The organism is Serratia sp. PL7 (genome assembly GCF_945957435.1).
Genome location: NZ_CAMFLB010000003.1, coordinates 86,950 through 108,151 on the forward strand (window position 1 = coordinate 86,950; position 21,202 = coordinate 108,151).

At 55.4% G+C, this 21,202-nt stretch carries 17 protein-coding genes and 1 tRNA gene; 17 read left to right on the forward strand and 1 reads right to left on the reverse strand.

Annotation, left to right across the window (positions count from 1 at the left end):
* Positions 1–131: 131 nt before the first annotated feature.
* From mutY to mltC, 3 genes are all read left to right on the forward strand, one after another.
* Positions 132–1,232 carry an A/G-specific adenine glycosylase gene (gene mutY / locus N6G83_RS18540; RefSeq protein ID WP_197759583.1) on the forward strand — a complete coding sequence of 367 codons (1,101 nt, stop codon included), beginning with the start codon at positions 132–134 and terminating at the stop codon, positions 1,230–1,232.
* The gene (locus tag N6G83_RS18545) at positions 1,229–1,501 is read left to right on the forward strand and encodes an oxidative damage protection protein (RefSeq protein WP_004937404.1); all 273 of its coding nucleotides are present in this window, start codon (positions 1,229–1,231) and stop codon (positions 1,499–1,501) included. The genes mutY and N6G83_RS18545 overlap by 4 nt, the downstream gene beginning before the upstream one ends.
* A 63-nt stretch (positions 1,502–1,564) precedes the next feature.
* Positions 1,565–2,641 (forward strand): membrane-bound lytic murein transglycosylase MltC, encoded by a 1,077-nt coding sequence (gene mltC / locus N6G83_RS18550; protein WP_004937402.1) that lies wholly within the window; start codon positions 1,565–1,567, stop codon positions 2,639–2,641.
* 50 nt (positions 2,642–2,691) lie between these two features.
* Here mltC and speF read toward each other — a convergent pair whose 3' ends face one another.
* On the reverse strand, positions 2,692–4,857 hold the full coding sequence (gene speF, locus N6G83_RS18555) for an ornithine decarboxylase SpeF (RefSeq protein ID WP_049208424.1): 2,166 nt from the start codon (positions 4,855–4,857) through the stop codon (positions 2,692–2,694).
* A gap of 706 nt (positions 4,858–5,563) precedes the next feature.
* On the opposite strand from speF, the gene N6G83_RS18560 reads away from it, so the two are divergent.
* The 14 genes from N6G83_RS18560 (at position 5,564) to N6G83_RS18625 (ending at position 21,179) form a co-directional block, all read left to right on the forward strand.
* A tRNA-Phe gene (locus tag N6G83_RS18560) sits at positions 5,564–5,639 on the forward strand.
* Between the two features lie 934 nt (positions 5,640–6,573).
* Entirely contained in the window at positions 6,574–7,056 is a 483-nt protein-coding gene (locus N6G83_RS18565) for an Hcp family type VI secretion system effector (protein ID WP_025304260.1), read from the forward strand.
* A gap of 47 nt (positions 7,057–7,103) precedes the next feature.
* Positions 7,104–7,586 (forward strand): Hcp family type VI secretion system effector, encoded by a 483-nt coding sequence (locus N6G83_RS18570; RefSeq protein WP_025304261.1) that lies wholly within the window; start codon positions 7,104–7,106, stop codon positions 7,584–7,586.
* 36 nt (positions 7,587–7,622) lie between these two features.
* Positions 7,623–8,483: a hypothetical protein gene (locus N6G83_RS18575; protein WP_225735547.1), complete on the forward strand. Its 861-nt coding sequence runs from the start codon at positions 7,623–7,625 to the stop codon at positions 8,481–8,483.
* Between the two features lie 930 nt (positions 8,484–9,413).
* Positions 9,414–10,709: a lysine N(6)-hydroxylase/L-ornithine N(5)-oxygenase family protein gene (locus N6G83_RS18580; protein ID WP_025304263.1), complete on the forward strand. Its 1,296-nt coding sequence runs from the start codon at positions 9,414–9,416 to the stop codon at positions 10,707–10,709.
* A gap of 50 nt (positions 10,710–10,759) precedes the next feature.
* Complete coding sequence (locus N6G83_RS18585; protein WP_025304264.1) at positions 10,760–11,644, forward strand: ATP-grasp fold amidoligase family protein; 885 nt, start codon at positions 10,760–10,762, stop codon at positions 11,642–11,644.
* Positions 11,645–12,261: 617 nt separating this feature from the next.
* Positions 12,262–13,176 (forward strand): alpha/beta hydrolase, encoded by a 915-nt coding sequence (locus N6G83_RS18590; protein ID WP_025304265.1) that lies wholly within the window; start codon positions 12,262–12,264, stop codon positions 13,174–13,176.
* Between the two features lie 427 nt (positions 13,177–13,603).
* Positions 13,604–14,014 carry a GNAT family N-acetyltransferase gene (locus N6G83_RS18595; RefSeq protein ID WP_019453029.1) on the forward strand — a complete coding sequence of 137 codons (411 nt, stop codon included), beginning with the start codon at positions 13,604–13,606 and terminating at the stop codon, positions 14,012–14,014.
* 27 nt (positions 14,015–14,041) lie between these two features.
* Positions 14,042–14,731: a helix-turn-helix transcriptional regulator gene (locus N6G83_RS18600; RefSeq protein WP_025304266.1), complete on the forward strand. Its 690-nt coding sequence runs from the start codon at positions 14,042–14,044 to the stop codon at positions 14,729–14,731.
* Positions 14,732–14,751: 20 nt separating this feature from the next.
* Positions 14,752–16,053, forward strand: a complete 1,302-nt coding sequence (locus N6G83_RS18605; RefSeq protein ID WP_141998967.1) for a cytosine permease — start codon at positions 14,752–14,754, stop codon at positions 16,051–16,053.
* A gap of 530 nt (positions 16,054–16,583) precedes the next feature.
* Positions 16,584–17,198 (forward strand): helix-turn-helix domain-containing protein, encoded by a 615-nt coding sequence (locus N6G83_RS18610; RefSeq protein WP_025304268.1) that lies wholly within the window; start codon positions 16,584–16,586, stop codon positions 17,196–17,198.
* The gene (locus N6G83_RS18615; RefSeq protein WP_004937338.1) at positions 17,199–18,095 is read left to right on the forward strand and encodes a queuosine precursor transporter; all 897 of its coding nucleotides are present in this window, start codon (positions 17,199–17,201) and stop codon (positions 18,093–18,095) included.
* Positions 18,073–18,912 (forward strand): NADPH-dependent 7-cyano-7-deazaguanine reductase QueF, encoded by an 840-nt coding sequence (gene queF / locus N6G83_RS18620; RefSeq protein WP_043142166.1) that lies wholly within the window; start codon positions 18,073–18,075, stop codon positions 18,910–18,912. Before N6G83_RS18615 ends, queF begins: the two co-directional genes overlap by 23 nt.
* 122 nt (positions 18,913–19,034) lie before the next feature.
* Positions 19,035–21,179, forward strand: a complete 2,145-nt coding sequence (locus N6G83_RS18625) for a phosphocholine-specific phospholipase C (RefSeq protein ID WP_260515658.1) — start codon at positions 19,035–19,037, stop codon at positions 21,177–21,179.
* The last annotated feature ends 23 nt before the right edge of the window (positions 21,180–21,202 follow it).

Sequence of the window (21,202 nt, forward strand, 5' to 3'; positions counted from 1 at the left end):
GCAAAGATACATTGGTTTAGCAAGTGTTCATCTTCTGTACCCGCCGTGCGGCGTCGGAAAGTTCCGGTTTACAGCACCATGACTCTATGCTGCAATCTCGCTTCATTTTCTGCCGGATAACGACGCTGCCCATGATGCAAGCACAACAATTCGCACAGGTGGTGCTTGACTGGTATCAGCGCTACGGTCGCAAGACCCTGCCATGGCAGCTGGAAAAAACTGCCTATCAAGTATGGCTCTCTGAGGTGATGTTGCAACAGACCCAGGTTGCCACCGTCATTCCTTATTTTCAGCGCTTTATGGCCCGTTTTCCTAACGTGCGCGCGCTGGCGGAGGCCCCGCTGGACGAAGTGCTGCATCTGTGGACCGGTCTCGGCTATTACGCCCGCGCCCGTAACCTGCACAAGGCTGCGCAGACCATTGTCGCACAGCACGGCGGCGAGTTCCCGACAACCTTCGCAGAAATCGCCGATTTGCCGGGCGTTGGCCGCTCTACCGCCGGCGCGGTGCTGTCGTTGGCGCTGGGCCAACACTATCCGATCCTCGACGGCAACGTGAAGCGCGTGCTGGCCCGCTGCTACGCGGTGGAAGGCTGGCCGGGCAAGAAAGAAATCGAAAACCGGCTGTGGAAAATCAGCGAAGAAGTCACCCCGGCCCAGGGCGTCGGCCAGTTCAACCAGGCGATGATGGATCTGGGCGCCATGGTCTGCACCCGCTCCAAGCCCAAGTGTGAACTCTGCCCGCTCAACGTCGGCTGCCTGTCTTACGCCAACCACAGCTGGGCCAACTACCCCGGCAAGAAGCCCAAGCAGACCCTGCCGGAAAAAAGCGCCTACTTCTTATTGCTGCAGCACGGCGACCGCGTGTGGCTGGAGCAGCGCCCGGCGGTGGGCCTGTGGGGCGGCCTGTTCTGCTTCCCGCAGTTCAGCGCGCGCGTGGATTTGGAACTCTGGCTGCAGCAGCGCGGTCTGAAAGGCAAGCGCCTGGAACAGCTGACCGCGTTTCGCCACACGTTCAGCCATTTCCATCTCGATATTGTGCCGATGTGGCTGTCGCTCGACGCGGCGGGCAGCGGCATGGATGAGGGCGCGGGTCTCTGGTATAACTTAGCGCAGCCGCCGTCGGTCGGGCTGGCAGCGCCGGTAGATCGCCTGTTGCAACAGCTGGCGAAGCAGCCCCCGATCCAACAAAACTTATATGGCGATAGCGCCATCGATGAGGAATTAGCATGAGCCGCACCATTTTTTGTACTTTCCTGCAGCGCGACGCCGAAGGCCAGGACTTCCAGCTTTATCCCGGCGACGTCGGCAAGCGCATCTACAACGAGATCTCCAAGGAAGCCTGGGGCGAGTGGATGAAGAAGCAGACCATGCTGATCAACGAGAAGAAGCTGAACATGATGAACGTGGATGACCGCAAGCTGCTGGAAGAGGAAATGATCAAGTTCCTGTTCGAAGGGCACGACGTACACATCGAAGGCTATACGCCGCCGAGCGAATAATGCTGTTGGGGCCAGGCGCTGGCCCGCTTCAATCCTCTTATACTTCTTCCAAACGGCTTTAAGATGAAGAAAATTTTAGCTTTGCTCGTAATAGCGCCTTTGCTGATTTCCTGTTCCGGCAAAAAAAGTGAAGAAATCAACGAAGCCTGGATCAAAGACACCAACGGCTTCGACATTCTGATGGGCCAATTTGCCCACAACATTGAGAACATCTGGGGTCTGAATGAAGTTCTGATCGCCGGGCCGAAAGACTACGTTAAATATACCGACCAATACCAAACCCGCAGCCACATCAACTTCGACACCGGCGCCATTACCATCGAGACCATCGCCACCACCGATCCGGCTGCGCACCTGCGCCAGGCGATCATCAGCACGCTGCTGATGGGTGACGATCCGGGTTCGATCGACCTCTATTCCGACGCCAACGATATCCAGATCAGCAAAGAGCCGTTCCTGTACGGCCAGGTGCTGGATAACAAGGGCGCGCCGATCCGCTGGGAATGGCGCGCGGCGCACTTCGCCGATTACCTGCTGCAGACCAAGCTGCAAAAACGCACCTCCGGCCTGCACGTGATCTACTCGGTCACCATCCAGCTGGTGCCGAACCACTTGGACAAACGTGCGCACAAATACCTGCCGATGGTGCGCAAGGCGTCGGAAAAATACGGCGTGGACGAGTCGCTGATCCTGGCTATCATGCAGACCGAATCGAGCTTCAACCCGTATGCGGTGAGCGGTTCGGACGCACTGGGCCTGATGCAGGTGGTGCAGCACACCGCCGGTAAGGATGTGTTCCAGATGCGCGGCAAGTGGGGCACCCCGAGCCGCAGCTACCTGTTCGATCCGGAAAACAACATCGACACCGGCACCGCCTATCTGGCTATCCTGCAGAACAACTACCTGGGCGGCATTCAGAACCCGACCTCGCGCCGCTATGCGGTGATCACCGCTTACAACGGCGGCGCAGGCAGCGTGCTGCGGGTGTTCTCCAGCGACAGAACGCGTGCGGTGGGCATCATCAACGGCATGCAGCCGGGCGACGTGTACCAAACGCTGACCACCAAGCACCCGGCCGCCGAGTCGCGCCGCTATCTGGTGAAAGTAAATACCGCGCAGAAGAGCTACCGCAGAAAGTAACGCTTCCCGCGTGGATAAATGAGAAGGGCCGGTGCGAACCGGCCCTTTTTCTATGGCTTGATCATGTAGCCGAAGATGCGCTTCCAGCCGTGATCTTTTTTCTCGATGTAGACCCCCTGCAGCTCCGGCGAGAAGCCCGGCAGGCGGTTGATGCCCTCTTCCAGCGCCAGGAAATAGCGCTGCACCGCGCCGCCCCACACTTCGCCCGGCACCACGCACAGCACGCCCGGCGGGTACGGCAAGGCCCCCTCCGCCGCGATGCGCCCTTCCGCCTGGCCGATCGGCACCAGCTCGACGTTGTCGCGGATAAACTCCACGTTGGCGTCCTGCGGGTTCATCACCACCGGCGGGAAATGATCCTGGCGGAACATCTCTTTTTGCAGCTGCTTGACGTCGAAGCTGACGTACAGATCGTGCATCTCCTGGCACAGCCGGCGAATGCTGTAGCCACGATAGCGCTGCTCGTTCTTGCGGTATACCGTTGGCAGCACCACGCTCAGCGGCGCGTCTTCTGCAACATAGCGCTCGAACTGCGCCAGCATCTCCACCAGCTGTTCCATCTTGGCCGGGTTTTCCGCCGGAGTCAGCAGGAACAGGATCGAGTTGAGATCGCACTTCTCCGGCACGATGCCGTTCTCGCGCAGGAAGTTGGCCAGAATGGTGGCCGGCACGCCGAACTCGGTGTATTGGCCAGTCGCGGCGTCAATCCCCGGCGTGGTCAGCAGCAACTTGCACGGATCCACCAGATACTGATCCTGGGCATAGCCTTCGAAGCCGTGCCACGTTTCCCCCGGTACGAAGGTGAAGAAACGCGCGTCGTTGGCAATCAGATCGGTATCGTAATCCTGCCAGTCCTTGCCCGCCACCTGCAACGGAATAAACGGCTTCAGCTGCGAGCAGCGCGTGAGCAGCTGTTTACGCGTCTCGATGCCCAGCTTGACGCAGTCCATCCACATGCGACGTCCGGCGGCGCCGGCATGCATCTTGGCGTTGACGTCCAGCGCGGCGAACAGCGGATAGAACGGGCTGGTCGACGCATGCAGCATGAACGCATTGTTCAGATGCTTATGGTTGCAGTGGCGCTTCTGCCCTTTGATATGGTCGTCTTTCTTGTGGATCTGCGAGGTCTGCGAGAACCCCGCCTGCTGTTTATGCACCGACTGGGTGACAAAAATGCCCGGATCGTGCTCGTCCAGCTCCAGCAGCAGCGGCGAGCACTCTTTCAGCATCGGAATAAAGCCTTCGTAGCCCACCCAGGCGGAGTCGAACAGGATGTAATCGCACAGGTGGCCGATGGTGTCGATCACCTGGCGAGCGTTGTAAATCGTGCCGTCATAGGTACCGAGCTGAATGATCGCCAGCCGGAACGGCCGTGCCGCTGCGGCTTTCTCCGGCGCCACTTCGCGGATCTGCTCGCGCAGGTAGCGTTCGTCGAAGCAGTGCGCATCGATACCGCCGATAAAACCGAACGGGTTGCGGGCGGTTTCCAGATAGACCGGCGTGGCCCCAGCCTGGATCAGCGCCCCGTGGTGGTTGGATTTGTGGTTGTTGCGATCGAACAGCACCAGATCGCCACGGGTCAGCAGCGCGTTGGTCACCACCTTGTTGGCCGCCGAGGTGCCGTTGAGCACGAAGTAGGTTTTATCGGCGTTGAACACCCGCGCCGCGTGCTTTTGCGCATCCTTGGCCGATCCTTCGTGGATCAGCAGATCGCCCAGCTTGACGTCGGCGTTGCACATATCGGAACGGAACAGGGTTTCACCGTAGAAATCGAAGAACTGCCGGCCGGCCGGGTGTTTGCGGAAGAACTCTCCGCCCTGATGCCCCGGGCACGCAAAGGTCGAGTTTTCCATCTCGACGTAGGTCTTCAGCGTTTTGAAGAACGGCGGCAGCAGCGCCTGCTCGTAGGCGTCGGCGGCGGCCTCCAGCTGCGCCATGTAGAATGGCTTGCTGGCGCCGGCCAGCAGCGCGAAGACCCCGCTGACAAACGGCAGATAATCCGGGGAAAGATGCTCGTCCCCTTCCACCGCCACGAAGGTCGGAATATCGAACCCCGTCGCCTGCAAGCGCGCCAGAATGCCGGCGTCCACGTCGGCGACCGACACCACCACCGCCGCCACGTCGGTGTAGTCCGTCTGCTCTACGCGCACGATCTGGCGCAGCGTCTCAATGGTGGCGACCAGGCTGGCGCTGGTCGCGATTTTCAATTCTTTCATCATGCTGACTCTCAAACGGTGAAGGATGAGGGTGTGCCACCGGCACGGTAATGAGATAACGCGGTTATCCCGGTAAAAGCGATACCCGGGCACGGCAGCATAAGCGGCGTGCGTGACCGGCTCATGATCGGGGGATCATCAGGCGGCTATCGGGGGAACTGGTCTTGGCAGCATCCGACAGGCATCAGTAAAATCAGGGCAGAAGCGCTGGCTTTACGCATGCCTAACAGCGAGCATCAGGCGGCCTTACCGCATGGCCGGCAGGCGTATTCGGGCGGAGGACGTGCGGAGGAAACAACGACGGAACGGTGACGGCGTCAGATGTCTGGTGCGCAGCAGCGCTTGAGCAACAAAACCAGTCATGCCAATAACCCTCTGGCTTATAAGAAGCGGGAACACCGTCAGGGAACGGAGAGTGCTAAAATTTGCGCAATGATTGCATGATTCGTTGCGGGGTTCAAGCAAGAATCGTCTTGATTGAACGCCTATTAAACCAAGCATAACTAATTGTTATTTAATTTAAAAACAAGAAATCACGCATTTTAAAGTGGTATAAATACACGTTTTATATGCATATTTATTGAGTGGCGTTGGCTCCCTGCGCCACTCCCTTTTTGGTTATCTGCCTGAAAATAGAGCAACCGATCGGCTTTGTGACAGAAAGCGATTGACGCCATCCGGCCAATACGGTTTAATGCGCCCCGTTGCCCGGATAGCTCAGTCGGTAGAGCAGGGGATTGAAAATCCCCGTGTCCTTGGTTCGATTCCGAGTCCGGGCACCATATTCAGAAGAACCCGCCTATGGCGGGTTTTTCGCTTTCTGGGGTACGGACTCTCCATCGAACTGCGTTCGATTATTCGGTCTGAGACCTCACCCTGCGGGCCAGCGCTAAAGCGCTGTTCAACACGGCGCCAGCGCCGGTTGTCCGAGTCCGGTCGCCCTATTCAGAAGAACCCGCCTATGGCGGGTTTTTCGCTTTCTGGAGTACGGACTCTCCATCGAACTGCGTTCGATTATTCGGTCTGAAGACCTCACCCTGCGGGCCAGCGCTGAAGCGCTGTTCAACACGGCGCCAGCGCCGGTTGTCCGAGTCCGGTCGCCCTATTCAGAAGAACCCGCCTATGGCGGGTTTTTCGCTTTCTGGAGTACGGACTCTCCATCGAACTGCGTTCGATTATTCGGTCTGAAGACCTCACCCTGCGGGCCAGCGCTGAAGCGCTGTTCAACACGGCGCCAGCGCCGGTTGTCCGAGTCCGGTCGCCCTATTCAGAAGAACCCGCCTATGGCGGGTTTTTCGCTTTCTGGAGTACGGACTCTCCATCGAACTGCGTTCGATTATTCGATCTTACGGCCTCACCCTGCGGGCCAGCGCTGAAGCGCCATCGCTTCATCCGATGGGGTGTAACTTCGCATTACAGGTGGACTCTCTCGAAAGAGCGCCCCTAATCCCCGACTATCCGAACGTCAAACGAACGCGCTCATATTCCGTGTTTATTGAGTGTTTTATTGTCGAACGGTGATGGGATACAGTTACGAACATATAACCGCACCCCATTGTTAAATAATAATATATCGCACAAAAACTAGGAACATTCCGAATAAAAACGACATTACTGTCAATTCATTCATATAGGGCTATGCTGAATTTTACCCATTGATAAGGCATTTTTAACCTATTCCGCTGCCAACACGAAATAATGGAGGATACGGCGACAATGGCCATTGATATGTATATGAAAGTTGAAGGAATGACGGGCGAGTCCCAAGACAGCAATCATAAAGGATGGACCGACGTACTTTCGTTTAACTGGGGCGCTTCACAGCCAGGAAATATGGCTGTTGGCGGCGGGGGTGGCTCCGGAAAAGTGAATTATCAAGACCTCCGTATTCAAGCCCTTATCGACAAATCTACGCCCGCTATTCTCAAATATTGTTCCAGTGGAAAACATGTCGCGAAAATCGAGCTTTCCGTATGCAAAGCGGGCGGCAACCAGGTGGAGTATTCCAAAATCGTTCTCGAAGACGTTCTGGTGACGCAAACTGATTTTAACGGTGTAGGCCAAAATGATGCGATCGTGGTTGATTACGCCTTCCAGGCGTCAAAAGTCACCATGAGTTACTGGGAACAAGGCAGCAGCGGCACTAAAGGCGCGGAAAGCAAATCTGGTTGGGATATCAAGCAGAATAAAGAGAGCTAAGCGCATTCTGGCACCTAACAATACGTTAATGATCGGGTGATAAAATCATGGCAATGGATATGTTTTTAAAAGTTGAAGGCATTAATGGTGAATCGAAAAATGCGAATCACAAGCAATGGATCGATGTCTTTTCCTTTAACTGGGGCGCGCGACAGCCTGGCAATATGGCCGTTGGCGGCGGCGGCGGTGCGGGTAAAGTGAACTTTCGCGATCTGACCGTACAGGCTCTGATAGATAAAGCAACACCTGCCTTATTGAAATACTGCTCGGCCGGTAAACATCTCGCCAAGGTGCAGTTGTCTCTTTGCAAAGCCGGTGGGCAGGAAGTGGAATATACCCGCATTACCCTGGAAGATGTATTGGTGACTCATACCGACTTCATCGGTGTCGAGCACGGTTCCACGCTAGGCATTGAGTACTCTTTTCAGGCCGGTAAAGTGTCGATGGAATACTGGGAGCAAGCGAAGCAAGGTAATAAAGGGGCTTCGGTGCAGATGGGCTGGGATATTAAGCAAAATAAAGAAAGCTAATCACATTACGGTGCATATCGTAATGACGGGGGCATTATGGCATTTCCTAAGTCACATGAAATTTTAGCTCTGACATCGCAACACGAATCGAATAATCGGGTGTCGGCCAACTTTTTGACCCGCGAGATTTTAAATGAGGCGCTGATCCTCGTCAGGTCTCTGTCACCAGAAGAAGTCTTTCGATTAACAAAAACGGAGACCGGCCAGATCGCGTTTACGCTGGGTGAACTCAAAGATGAAAACAACCGCCGGTTGACAGCCAATACTATTGAGTCAGGACAACGACCAGGTGGAAGAATTAATCACCTGGATAACCGAATTAATGTCTCTTTTCCCGGAACCTCATGGCAAATGGGAGCCCGTGTTCAGCATTTTGAGAATATCGCATCGAGTACCGTAGGCGGGGCCGGTCTGGTTTTGATCGCGGGATTATGGACGGGAGCCGGTTCTGGCGTTGGCAGCATTTTAGGCCGAAATGCCGCCCAGCTCGCTGTAGTGACAGGCACTTATTTGGGTAAACGCTTCGTGACCAATAAAACCATGGTCGTGAATCAGATGGCGGCGCATATCAAAAACCTTGCCGATATGTTTAACTCTACCCACAATGCCTTTAATGATTTCAAGTTTGAAAGCGCAGCCAAACGCGCACAATACAGCCCCGATCCTCAAGCAGAGTACCCTATTACATTTGAACAAAAAGTCACGGATAATAATGCAGTTCCTGCTAACTATGCCGAGACCATTCAGGCCATCGTGCGCCGTTTTGTAACGGGAACCTACGAGCGTGTAGATATCGTCGGCCAGGGCGATATGTTTATAAAAGTTTTTTTCAGCGATGGGGAACTGGACATTTCGAAAGCCCAGTATGACTATCTCAGCAATTTGAAGCTCCCGTGATTGATCAACCTGGCGGGTCTTCACGCTTGTGGCGCAACGGTAGCCATTCAGTCCAGGGGGCAAAAATGCCTCGAGCTGACCAAAAGATTTTTATTGTCGGTAAGAATGGTCAATGATGATGACAAGGCAGATTGCCGGATCGGATTCAACCGTTGCGCCAGCGTGCCCAGGTTTTTCACACTCGCCTCGAGCAAGCGTCCTCTCCGGCCAGCCTTTGCCCGGCATTAATTAAACGAACCCTAACACCGGTAGTTAACGCGAACCATCCGCGCCCATAGGGTGATGCAACTCGGGGTAAAATATTGCCGTTCGGGGGGCAACAAGAAGAGATAAAGGTACAGAAGTGTGCGTATCACCTTAGTGAAAGAGTGTGATGCCCTGCCGAAAAAAAACAAAATAACACATTGAATTTAATGACAAAAACCAAATCACAACGCGCAGATTTCATAATTTCACTTCCGATTTCATCTTTGCAAAAAGCATCCTGCCTCTAATATCACGTTATTTCACCTTCCCCGTGCCTATTTTAAGGCTATTCTAAGCAACGAATACACCGATCCCGGCAATGCAATGGCATAGACACCAGAAAAGCAGATAAGAACTCATACGGTGGGCATCCTCCCTGGTGGCCGTTTTCATGGCTTGATGAATCAGGGAGAGATCGGATTTTTACTTAGGAATATTCATTAAATACACGCGCAAAACCTTCATAGGAATTTTCATGGAAAGAAATACACCCGTATCCTTTACCTAATGCGCTACCGAATTCTAAACGGGAATTTAAAAGTGCGGTATTTTTGGCCTGCACACCGTTTAATTACATTTAATTCGTGAAGCTTACTTATAAGAAAAAGGCAGCCTGGTTGCTATAAGCCACCCTATCTGCGGCCGTATTTCTGGGTATTATTCTCATTATACTGGAGCTTATTAATGAATCAGCATTTGGATATCATCGGTATTGGCCTTGGCCCGTCGAATCTTAGCCTGGCAGCCTTAGGAAGTGAAATAGAGGGATTTACGGGACAATTCCTTGAACGCAAACCTCATTTCTCCTGGCACCCAGGGATGATCCTGGCGGACTGCAGTATGCAGACCAACTTTTTAAAAGATTTAGTGAGCGCGGTTGCCCCAACCAATCGCTACAGCTTTCTCAACTATCTGGTAAAAAACAGAAAATTTTATCGTTTCCTGACGACGGAGCAGCGCACCGCATCGCGCGAAGAGTTCGCCGATTACCTCACCTGGGCCGCCGCCGGGATGGGATCATTGGCATTCAATCAAGACGTTCAGCGGGTCGAATTTGACGATCGGCAGCGCCAGTTCGTGGTGACCACCTCGAATAAGGTCTTCCACGCCAGGCACGTAAGTATCGGTATTGGCAAGAAAATAAAGCTGCCTGATTGCGTGACGACGCAAAGCGATCGCTGTTTCCACGCCAGCGAAATGATGCTGCGCAACCCCGATCTGACCGGCAAACGCGTGGCGATCGTCGGTGGCGGCCAGAGCGGCGCAGACCTGTTCCTCAATATTTTTAAAGGGGAATGGGGGCAACCGGAGCAGCTCGACTGGATATCGCGCCGCAACAACTATAATGCGCTCGATGAAGCGGCCTTTGCCAACGAATACTTCACGCCCGATTACGTCGAGAGCTTTTACTCACTGGATAGCGCGGCCAAACGGCATATGCTGGCCGAACAGAAAATGACCTCAGACGGCATCACCAGTGAGTCGCTGCTAGCGATTTATCGCGCCATGTACCACCGCTTCGACGTCCTGCGCGAGAAATTATGGGTGCGCCTGCTGCCCAGCCGTTCGCTGACGGCCGTGAAACACACGCTGGATAACGCCTACCAACTCGAAACGCGTCATCATCTCGATCACGGCGAAGAAGCCTTCAAGGCGGACGTGGTGATCTTTGCCACCGGTTATCAATCGGCCACGCCAGAGTTCCTTGAACCTTTGGCCCACCGCTTACTAACCACTGCGGAGGGCGAATACCGCATCGCCCCAGACTTTACCTTTGAGTGGGAAGGCCCGGCGGAGAACTGCTTATTCGCCATGAACGCCAGTATGCACAATCACGGCATTGCCGATCCGCAGTTGAGCCTGATGGCGTGGCGGTCGGCTCGCATTCTTAATCGGGCGTTAGACCACAAGCCATTTGATCTGGGAACAACGCCGACAGCCATTCAATGGCGCAGTGAAAGCGCACCACCCGCGTTTTAAATACAAGAACGACTTAATCATTGTCACTACGCTTTGATGGAATTACGTATATGAAAAGACAAGTCATTAAATTTATTACGAAGCAGCTGGCCGTATTGGCCCCCGAATTCAAGGCCAGATTGCTCTACAAAAAAGCATTTGGCAAACCGTTAAACTTGCAGGCGCCGTCCACCTGGAATGAAAAGATCAATCACCTGAAATTGAATGGCTATAGTCACAATGCGTTGGTGAAGCAGTGTGCAGATAAATATGCGGTAAGACAGTACATCAAAGATCAAGGGTGCGAAGAGATCCTTAATGAATTGTACTTTGCCTGTGATTCAGTAAACGATATTCCGTGGGACGCATTGCCGGATAAGTTTGTGATCAAAGGGAATCACGGTTCCGGGTATAACCTGATTTGCCAGAATAAAAAATTGCTGAATATCAAGAGCGCAAAAAAATTGATCGACGCTTGGATGAAAGACGATTATTGGAAAACTTATGTAGAGCTCAACTACAAAGGGATACAAAAAAAGATCATTGGGGAGAAATATATCGAATCGGCCAATGGTCACGGACCTGAAGACTATAAAATCTATTGTTTCCGCGGTGTACCTTACTGCACGTTGCTGTGTGTCGGCAGAGAAACCGGGTCGCCGAAGTATTACTTCTTTGACAAAGATTTCAAGTTTCTGTGCTACAGCGATGACTGCCTGGCCTTGAGCCAGGAAGAAATAGACGCCTTCGTGAAGCCAGAAGGCTACGATGAGCTGTTTGAGTACGCCTCACGCTTGTCCGCGCCCTTCGAGTTTGTTCGCGTTGATTTCTACATCTCCAAAGGCCAGATCATTTTCGGCGAATTGACCTTTACCCCATCCGCCGGGCTGGATACGGATATTCTGCCGCCAACCGATGTTTTGCTTGGCGAGATGTTGACGTTGCAACAGCACTGATTTTCACCTGGTCCCACATCCCACAGTGAAGATCGGCTGCGCCTGAGGATAAATACCGGCCGGCCTTTTTGCAGCCCGCGGGCCGGTATTGCCCTGAGGGATATCGGGCCGATGACCTCGCCTGTTCATGCCACCGTTACAGCAAAATCTCTGCTGCCTATCCCTGGCAGCCCACACCCGACCCAAGTGCAATACGCCAGTCAGATCACATAACCATTTGAAAAACAATGGTATTAAATGATTAATAAGAATCACTTACATATTTATAATAAAATGTTCTATATGTATAGGAAGCTATAATATAAGATACAGGAAAGTTTCCCTGGTGTTGTTGTGTGTCTTTGCCCTATTTTATAGGGCTTTTTTCGCTAAAAATCGTTGATAACCGTGTGTTTTTACCTACCTTCACCATTTCCCCCTCCATAAAAACCATAACCATTTCTAATTAATTGTAATCCCTCTTATTCCTGACTTACCAATAATAACAATGAGTTGCTATTAACCTGGCAAAGCAACGGCTGGCAGCGCTTCGCGACCGGAATGCCCGCCCTAAAGGTAGGTTTTTACCGGGCGCGAACGGATGCTACTATCGGCCTTTTTCGAGGATGTTGATCCGCATGTTATTGTCCAACCGGCATTTTATCTCCGCGCTTCTGGCGCTCGCCATCGGCCTTTGGCTGCCGGGCTCCGTGATGGCCAGGCCCGATTTGGAACGCAAGATCGGCACTACCGTAGCCGATAGCGATACTGCGGATTACCGCTTCAGCGATCTGCGATTCACCTCCGCCGATGGCCAACGGCATTATCGTGTTCGCATCGCCCAACCGCGTCAGGCGCCTGTGCCAGACGGCTATCCAACGGTTTATTTCCTCGACGGCAATGCGGTGCTGATGGAGTTGAACGCCGCCTTACTGGCCAAATTGGCAGCAACGAAGCGGCCACCGGTGCTGGTGATGATCGGCTATGACAACGATCTGCGCATCGATGCCGCCGGCCGCACCTACGACTATACGCTCCCTCTGCCGGCAGGCATGAAGAAACCGCCGCGGGCCGTCGGGGGCGCGGATGCGTTCCTGCAATTGATTGAGACCCAGATCAAACCGGCGATCGCCGCCAAACTGGCGGTCGATCCTCAGCGGCAAACGCTGTGGGGGCACTCCTACGGCGGGCTCTTCGTTCTGCATACGTTGTTCACCCATCCCACCGCCTTTCAGCGCTACATCGCCGTGGAACCCTCGCTGTGGTGGGGCGACGGCATGATCCTGCAAGAAGCACAGCAGATGACAGAACGGCGCGCGGCGCCGGCGGCCAGGTTGCAACTGTGGGTTGGCCTGGCAGAACGCGATCGGGCTGCCCCGCCCGGCGTGAAGAGCCCCGCTCTGCCGGCGGACGCAACGCGTTTATTGGCCGAACACCTGGCACAGCTCGACGGTCTCACCGTCGGCTATCGCGAATGGCCTGCCCTGGGACACGGCGCCATGCTGGGTGCGGCCATCGAGCCGGCGCTGGGCAGCGTCATTGCAGAGGACTAAATCAGCGGATCAGAAGCTATCGGCCATATTTTCATCTGCGGCGCATATCTTCTGATAAGAAGAGTGTTTACTATCTGAGACAGAGAATGGCGGGCGCGGGTGGGGGCGTCAAAAAACAAAGTGGCTCCCCCGTCGGCAAGTGAGCTTGCTCTATCCGGTGGAGCCATACAGTACTGCAGTTTTCCCGGTGGGGCCCTGGTGAGGCGCAAGTAGGAAAAGATGGTGTTAGCAGGGCATTTCAGCGTTTTAATACCGCCTGTTTCACTATTTTCTTCTCCCTGTGGCACCTACTATAAGCGGCCTCTCACCTGGCGGAAAAGGGTGAAAACCACCCTTGAAATACATTAATGAAAGTGATATTAGAAGCGGTTAGGGCGAAAGCGCCTAGTTCAGTTTTGAATAATTAAATCAGGGAATTATATTAAAAATGAATATTAATATCACCGACAAACCCAACCCGCAGGATGAAGAGTTCGTTATCGACAGCCTCTGGGCTCACAACCATAAAACCCAGCCAGTAGACATTCACCCACTGTTCCTGACCGTCACTGACGACAACCAGCAGATCGTCGGTGGCCTGGTCGCACGCACCTGGTGGGGCGGCCTGGAAGTGCAGTATCTGTGGGTCGGCGATCAATGTCGCAAAAGCGGTTACGGCCGCCAGCTGATGCAACTGGCCGAAGAAGAAGCCCGCAAGCGCGGTTGCCATATGGCCTATGTCGATACTTTCGATTTCCAGGCCCGAGGCTTCTACGAAAAACTGGGCTACCGGGTCTACGGCGAGCTGGGCGACTACGCGCATCGCCACACCCGCCATTACCTGGCTAAAAGCCTGTAACGCGGCCTGAGCGGCGCAGAGGTAGGTATGGATTCATCGCATAAAAATAATGAATCTTATTTTAAGGGCCTCATCACCATGATGGAGCACCTGAGCGAGCCCTGGGGCATCAAAGACCAGCTGTCCCGCCACCTCTATATGAACCGTGCCGCTTATCTCTATACCAATACGCCGCTGAATTTCGACGTCGCCGGCAAATATGACCACGAATTCCCCGCCGACTGGGCCGACTCCGCCGCCGACTTTATCGAGCATGACAAGATGACCGAAGCAGCGCGCGATCGGGTCACGGTCATAGAAACCCACTACTGGTACGGCAAAGACAGCCTGACGCCGTTTATCAGCGAAAAGCTACCGGTGTACAACGATGACAAACAGGTGATTGGCGTGATCTGGAACGCCAAGCCGATGAACAGCCTGTCACCGCTGAAATACATCAATCAGCAAAAACCCAGCGTGTTGACCACCGAAGTCAATAACGAGCTGTTCACCCGTGCCGAACTCGATGTCATTTTTCTTATGCTGCAACGATTTACGGTAAAAGAGATCGCAAAAATCTATAACGTCAGCAATAAGACCATCGAAAACCGCATTTATAACATTTACCAGAAGGCCAACGTGCATACTCAGCAACAATTTGAGGAATACTGCAAATACGCCAATCTGGATAACTACATTCCCGATCGCCTGATAACCAAAGGCATTCAGTTTATTTGAACCGCAAGGAAGATCTCACCGTGATAAAGATCGAAGATTATCCGCTCACCCGGGTGCCGCAGGATAAAAGAGTCTCGTTTTTAAGCGTGGCCATCGTGCATATGGGCATGTTGACCGCGCTGGACCAGTTCATGCTCGGCGCCGTACTCGGCAACTCCATGACGCTGATTGACGCTTTCACCGCCATTTTCGTCGGCAGCCTGATCTTCGGCGTGGTGACCTACGGCCTGGGGCTGGCGGGCATGCGTGAAGGCATTTCCGGCAGCCTGCTGGCGCGCTGGTGCGGCTTCGGCCGTCTGGGCTCGGTGCTGATCGGCGTGGTGGTGGCCGTCAGCCTGCTGGGATGGTTCGGCATTCAGAACGCCATTTTCGCCAAGTCGCTCGACTTCGCGCTCGGCAATAAGCTGGGCTTTGGCTTGGCCGCCGGGCTCTCGGGCACGCTGTTGACTATCCTGGTGGCATTCGGTTTCAAGGCGCTGCGCATCGCCGCACGTATCGCGGTGCCGATGTTCATCATGCTGGTGGCCTTTATTTCAGTGACCGCGCTTTCCGGGCATAACCTGCAGGAGATCATCCAGCTGACGCCGCCGGGTGAACCGCTGACCATCAGCGCCGGCATCACCATCGTCGTCGGCGGCGCCATCGTGGCCAGCCTGATGACCCCCGATCTGACCCGTTACTCCAAAAACGGCAAGCACGTGCTCGGCGTCACGCTCTTCACCATCATCGCCGGCGAGTTCGTGGTAAACGGCCTGGCGATCCTGATCGCCAAAACCCTGGGCACCGCGGATGTAGTCACCATCATGTCACAAGCGGCCGGCGGCGCCGGTTTGCTGGTAGTGGTGTTCTCCACCCTGCGCGTCAACGATCTCAACCTGTACTCCTCTTCGCTGGGCATCGTCAACGCGGTGGAAGGCATCACCGGCAAAAAGCTGAAGTACACCTACACCACGTTGGTGATCGGGATTCTGGGCACTACGCTGTCGGTGCTGGGCATTCTCGACCGCTTCGTCGACTTCCTGACGGTGCTTGGCGTGGTCTTCCCGCCGATTATCGGCATCATGTTGGTGGACTATTACCTGCTGCGCAGCCACCGCAAGATCCTGGACGAGAGCCGCCGCACGGGCCAGTTGCCGAACGAAACGCCAACCATCGGCTGGGCGGCGATCGTCGCCAGCATCGCCGGCGGCGCCGTTGGCCTGGCGACCGAATGGGGCGTACCGACCATCAATTCCCTGGTAGCGGCCAGCCTGCTGTATTGGGTGCTTAAACTGGCCTTCAGTCGGGCGCAAAAACCGCTGGCCTCGCAGAAGTCTCTCTGATTTTCGCGCACGCGGTAATGCACTCCTCCGGTATCGGGGGAGTGTTTGACGCTCGAAAAGGGGATTCAATACAAAAGATGGGGCCGATCGCGCAGACAAACGGCCGTGGTGTTTAGGGTCCCTGGTGTCGGTAGCAAGCTATCCATTTATGCTCAGAGTGTGGCAATGCCCCCTCTGAGCTTTTTATTATAAAAACTGTCGGCTTCCGTATTTTGATCGTAAAGAAAAACTTCAGCTTGCATGAACAGTAGCCCATGAAATCGGCTTTGGTCAACATAAAAGTAAACATAAAACCGGCTTTTGTGTTCACTTTTCTATAAGTAAAACCTAATCAATTGATTTGCACGGCTTTATCTTTCTCGCAGAGGAAGCAGGCTACCCCCGCTGACATCACTGCGCTAAACGGCTGACGGTAAACAATAATTACCGCTAATAATCAGTTCGTTACCCGCTCGTCTGCGCCTTTTTATCTGGACAACGCCAATGCGTAAGATATAGTGAAGCCTGCGTAATGTTTGTAAGGACAGCCAATGAAAACCACCAACGCACAGCGCAAAATCAACATCATTAAAAATATTGAATATCTGATGCGTACCCGCGGTGAAACCAAGGCTTCCTTTTCCAATCGCAGCGGCCTTACGCGCACTACCCTCTACAAAATTCTTGACGGAAGAGTGAACAACGTTCAGCAATCCACCGTGAATCGGATCTCCGACTTCTTCGGTGTCTCCTGTGAAGAGATCGAAGACTACGATCTGGAAAAACTGGAGCTGCTCAACGAAACGCTGTCCACCGAAGGCAACAAGAACCCTTCCGCCATTCCGGTGATCCCCCAGTCGCGCTATCTGGCCGTCTCGCAGCGCAAGATCGGGCAGCTGGTCACCGAGTTTCCTCTGACTTATTTCTTCGGCGATGAGTCGAACATGTTGGCAATGAAAATAGAGACCGAAATTAAAGGGTCATTTATTCCCGGCGAGGTCATCATCATCAAAAGGCCGCCGGTACTGATTTGCGATTCACCTTTGCTGTATCACTCGGGAAAACGCGGCTTCTTTGTGGTTGACGACAAAGACAGCGAAAGCATGGACAAACGCCCTCAGGACACCGTGCAATTCCTGGGTTACATCGTTGGAGAAAGGTTATAAATGGAACCGAATCAGAAGTTCAAGCTGTTGGGCTTCACCCGGCATGGCACCATCGCGGCCAATGTCATGGTATTGGCCACCGGCAAAACCATTACCATGGGGCTGAATGAGCTGGCCGACAGCGAAATATCAGAAGATCTGAGCCGGCACGAGCTGCAGGCGCTGTACCGCAAACTCTATGGCGACAACCAACAAAAAACCGCCTACGAGCTCAGCGATCGCCACGAACGCTCCTGGTACGCCTACCTGATTATTACCGTGGCGCTGAGCGTGATTTATATTTTCTCAACGCTGTGCGGCGTCAAGCCGATCCAAATCCCGGTGCTGAATCTCATCACGCCGCCGGCGATCTTCATCTACCCGCTCACGTTCATTCTGGTGGATATCCTCAACGAATTCTACGGGTTGCGGCTGGCACGGCGCACGATTATCATCTCGTTTATCGCCAACCTGACCTTCGTCCTGGGGGTCTGGGTAACAACGCTGGTGCCGAGTATTCCGCAGTGGGAGTACAGCGAGACCTACAACGGTATCGTGCACAGCATCATGGCGGTGCTGGTGGCCTCGTCGGCGGCCTATCTGATCTCCGAGAACGTCAACTCCTACCTGCTCTGCAAAATCAAAGAGTTGACCAACTCCCGCTACCTGTTTGTGCGCGTGATCACCAGTACCGTAGTGGCGTCGGCCATCGACAGCGTGGTGTTCTGTACGCTGGCGTTCTACAACGTGCTGAGCTGGGACATCATCAAAACCATGATCCTGTCGCAGTTCCTGATCAAGGTGGTTTACGCCCTGCTGGGCGTCGGGCCGATCTACGCCACCCGCAGTCTGTTTAACCGCTACATCAATACCGAACAAGCAAAGGGCAATGAATATGCATATCCAAAAGCAAGATAAGATCACCCATCTTGGCGCGAACTCCGATTATCCGGATCAATATGCTCCCGCATTGCTCGAAGCCCTGCCGCGCGCGCGCGGCCGCGATCTGATCGGCGTGGACGAGCGGCAGCTGCCATTCAGCGGCTTCGATCTGTGGACCGCCTTCGAGTTGTCGTGGCTCAACGGCAAGGGCAAACCGGTGGTGGGCATCGGCGAATTTACCTTCCCGCACTCTTCTTCCAACCTGATCGAATCCAAATCGTTCAAGCTGTATCTCAACAGCTTCAACCAAACGCGCTTCGACAGCGTGGAACAGGTGAGCGCCGCCATGCAGAAGGATCTGTCGCAGGCGGCCAATGGCCAGGTCACCGTCAAGCTCTATCCGGGTTTGGAAGGTTATCCGGCGCAGATCGATCGTCTGCCGGGCATCAACATCGACGATCTGGATATCGCGGTCGACGACTTCGCCTTCAAACCGGAATACCTGAGCGGCGCGGCCGATCAAGGGGAGCACGTAGCGGAGACGCTGTCTTCCAATCTGCTGAAATCCAACTGCCTGGTCACCAACCAGCCGGACTGGGGCAGCGTGGTGATCCACTATGAAGGCCGCAAAATCGATCGCGAAAGCCTGCTGCGCTACCTGATCTCCTTCCGCCAGCACAACGAATTCCACGAGCAGTGCGTCGAGCGCATTTTCAACGACATCAAGCAGAGCTGCCGCCCGGAAAAACTCAGCGTGTTCGCGCGTTACACCCGCCGCGGCGGCCTGGACATCAACCCCTTCCGCAGCGATTTCGAAACGGCGCCAGCGCTCGGCCGCCTGATCAGGCAGTAAGCGTTCCCCCCCAATGCTCCCGCCAGGGAGCATTGTTTCCTCGCTTTCATCTCCCTGTTATTTTTCGCCATTATCGTCGTCAGCGGCTATCTTCAAAGCACACTGACGGAGATTAACGACGCATGCCTGACCTTTCTCGCAGAGACCTACTGCGGGCCGCCGCCATTGGATCGGCTTTCACGCTGTTGCCCGCCTCGATTCGCAAAGCGCTGGCCATTCCCGCCAATAACCGCACCGGCACCCTGCGCGACGTCGAACACGTGGTGATCCTGATGCAGGAGAATCGCTCTTTCGACCACTACTTCGGCACCCTGCCGGGTGTACGCGGCTTCAGCGATCGCTTTACCATCCCATTGCCCGGCGATCGCCTCGTCTGGCAGCAGCAGGGCGCCGAGCGGCTGGTGCTGCCCTACCATCTGGACAGCAAACGCGGCAACGCACAGCGCGTCACTGGCACGCCGCACTCGTGGGTGGATGAGCAAGCCGCCTGGGATCACGGCCGCATGAGCGCCTGGCCCACCTACAAAACGCCGGCCTCGATGGGCTACTACCGCCAGCAGGAGCTGCCGTTCCAGTTCGCACTGGCCAACGCCTTTACCCTGTGCGACGCCTATCACTGCGCTATCCACGCCGGCACCAACACCAACCGGCTGTTCCACTGGACCGGCACCAACGGCCCGTCCGCCGCCGACGTGGCGGTGGTGGTCAACGAGTGGGACAGCCCCGGCCCGGCGGAGATCGGCTACCAGTGGACAACCTATCCGGAACGGCTGGAGGCGAGCGGCGTCAGCTGGAAGGTGTACCAATTCCTGCCGGACAACTTTACCGACAACCCGCTGGCGGGCTTCCGCCAATACCGCGCCGCCAGCATTCAGGTGGGCAACCCGGCGCGGCCGCCGAAAGGCTTCAACGCCTTCGTACCTTATCGCGACGAGCTCAACGCGACCGCGCCGCTGTACAAGGGCAACGGCAACACCCTGCCGGCCGCCGACGGCAACGATCTGGACGCCATGCTGGCCGGATTCCGTGCCGACGTGCAGCAGGGCAAACTGCCGCAGGTCAGTTGGATCATCGCGCCGGCGGCCTATTCGGAACATCCCGATCCCTCCAGCCCGGTGCAGGGCAGCTGGTTCACGCAAGAGATCCTCAACGCGCTGACCGATAACCCGGAGGTGTGGAGCAAAACCGTCCTGCTGGTCAACTACGACGAAAACGACGGCTTTTTCGATCATATGCCTTCGCCTTCCGCGCCGTCGCTGCGCGAAGACGGCAGCTTCGCCGGTAAATCGACGGTGCCGTTCGATACCGAGATCTTCCAGCACGTGGCGCCGCCCGGCTCGCAGGATCAGCCGCCGCCGGACGGCCGCATCTACGGCCCCGGCCCGCGGGTGCCGATGCTGGTGCTATCGCCCTGGAGCCGCGGCGGCTGGGTCAATTCGCAGGTCTTCGATCACACCTCGGTGCTGCAATTCCTGGAAAAGCGCTTTCAGGTGCATGAACCCAACATCAGCGCCTGGCGCCGCGCGGTGTGTGGCGATCTCACCTCAGCGTTCAATTTTGTCGACCCTAACGGCGAAGCGCTGCCAAGCCTGCCCGCCACCAGCCGCCACGCCGCCGATGGCCTGCGCCAGCGCCAGGAACAGCTGCCGCAGGTGCCGCTGCCATCGCCCGCCCACCAGCGTTTGCCGCACCAACGCCGCCTGGCGCGCCCTTCCCGCGCACTGCCCTACCAGCTGCACGTCGAGGCCACCGTCGCGACCGAGCAGCGCCGCGTGACGGTGAACCTGTTCAATACCGGCGAGCAGGGAGCGGTGTTTCACGTCTACGACCGGCGAGACCTGACGCAAATCCCGCGCCGCTATACCGTCGAAGCCGGCAAGGCGGTCAGCGACGACTGGCAGGCGGACAATGAGTACCATCTATGGCTGCTCGGCCCCAACGGCTTTCATCGCGAGCTGCGCGGCGTCCTGAGTCGGCCGCAGCCGGAAGTGCGTTTGCGCCCAACGGGCCGCAGCCTGCAGCTGCAGTTGAATAATCCGGGCACCGAAGCGATAGCGGTCACCCTCGAACTCTGCCCTTACACTCAGCAAGGCCCGTGGCCTATTACGCTGCCTGCGGGCGGCAGCCACCAGCAAACGTTTGACGCCCGCACCAGCGGCGGCTGGTATGATCTTACGCTGCGAGGCCCCGGCTGGCTGCGACGCCTGGCGGGGCGGCTGGAGGACGGTGAGCACAGCGTCAGCGACCCGCTGATGGGCCAGGGATGATCTATCGGCATCAAGGGAGTTCA

Coding starts and splice junctions, on each gene's coding strand:
- mltC (WP_004937402.1), top strand. CDS start 1,565: ATGAAGAAAATTTTAGCTTTGCTCGTAATAGCGCCTTTGCTGATTTCC.
- N6G83_RS18575 (WP_225735547.1), top strand. CDS start 7,623: ATGGCATTTCCTAAGTCACATGAAATTTTAGCTCTGACATCGCAACAC.
- N6G83_RS18600 (WP_025304266.1), top strand. CDS start 14,042: ATGGATTCATCGCATAAAAATAATGAATCTTATTTTAAGGGCCTCATC.
- speF (WP_049208424.1), bottom strand. CDS start 4,857: ATGAAAGAATTGAAAATCGCGACCAGCGCCAGCCTGGTCGCCACCATT.
- mutY (WP_197759583.1), top strand. CDS start 132: ATGATGCAAGCACAACAATTCGCACAGGTGGTGCTTGACTGGTATCAG.
- N6G83_RS18595 (WP_019453029.1), top strand. CDS start 13,604: ATGAATATTAATATCACCGACAAACCCAACCCGCAGGATGAAGAGTTC.
- N6G83_RS18565 (WP_025304260.1), top strand. CDS start 6,574: ATGGCCATTGATATGTATATGAAAGTTGAAGGAATGACGGGCGAGTCC.
- N6G83_RS18610 (WP_025304268.1), top strand. CDS start 16,584: ATGAAAACCACCAACGCACAGCGCAAAATCAACATCATTAAAAATATT.
- N6G83_RS18570 (WP_025304261.1), top strand. CDS start 7,104: ATGGCAATGGATATGTTTTTAAAAGTTGAAGGCATTAATGGTGAATCG.
- queF (WP_043142166.1), top strand. CDS start 18,073: ATGCATATCCAAAAGCAAGATAAGATCACCCATCTTGGCGCGAACTCC.
- N6G83_RS18580 (WP_025304263.1), top strand. CDS start 9,414: ATGAATCAGCATTTGGATATCATCGGTATTGGCCTTGGCCCGTCGAAT.
- N6G83_RS18625 (WP_260515658.1), top strand. CDS start 19,035: ATGCCTGACCTTTCTCGCAGAGACCTACTGCGGGCCGCCGCCATTGGA.
- N6G83_RS18585 (WP_025304264.1), top strand. CDS start 10,760: ATGAAAAGACAAGTCATTAAATTTATTACGAAGCAGCTGGCCGTATTG.
- N6G83_RS18615 (WP_004937338.1), top strand. CDS start 17,199: ATGGAACCGAATCAGAAGTTCAAGCTGTTGGGCTTCACCCGGCATGGC.
- N6G83_RS18545 (WP_004937404.1), top strand. CDS start 1,229: ATGAGCCGCACCATTTTTTGTACTTTCCTGCAGCGCGACGCCGAAGGC.
- N6G83_RS18590 (WP_025304265.1), top strand. CDS start 12,262: ATGTTATTGTCCAACCGGCATTTTATCTCCGCGCTTCTGGCGCTCGCC.